The organism is Streptomyces sp. CBMA123 (assembly GCF_014596465.1).
Taxonomy (GTDB): Bacteria; Actinomycetota; Actinomycetes; order Streptomycetales; family Streptomycetaceae; genus Kitasatospora.
Genome location: NZ_MECK01000567.1, coordinates 1 through 479 on the forward strand (window position 1 = coordinate 1; position 479 = coordinate 479).

Consider the following 479-nt stretch of genomic DNA (forward strand, 5'->3'; position numbering starts at 1 on the left):
GCGGGCAGCGCCGCCGGGGCGGGTGCGGGGCTGATCGCCCGGCGGGACGGGTCCGGCGGCTGCCAGAGCGGTACGGTCGCGGGCCGGACGGCGCGGTCCTGCGTGCTCCGGTCCTGGGCGCCCCGGTCCGTCGGGGCGGTGGCCCCGCGCCCACGGGTGAAGCCGCGCTGGAACGAGGCGAAGGTGGCCCTGGCCTCCTCCGGCGACCGTTCCCGGGCCTCCTGGGCCGCGGCAGCCTCCCCGCCCTCAGCGCTCTCCGCGCCGCCGGTGCCCACCGCCGACCGTCCGGTATGACCCTCGGCCCCGGTCTCCCCGCGAAGTCGCTCCCTGGCCTGCTCCTTGAGCTGCGGCGCGAGGTTCGCCTGCCGGACCCGCCGGGGCAGACCGCCGGGCGTCCGGGGCGCCGCGTCCACGGGAGCGACCGCCACCGGCGCGACGTCCACCGGCGCGACATCCGCCGGAGCCGGGACCGCGGCGAC

Annotated in this window: 1 pseudogene; it reads right to left on the reverse strand. The window is 80.8% G+C overall.

Annotation, left to right across the window (positions count from 1 at the left end):
- Window positions 1-428, reverse strand: a pseudogene (locus BG452_RS37225) (hypothetical protein); the annotation flags it as partial.
- Window positions 429-479: the final 51 nt, after the last annotated feature.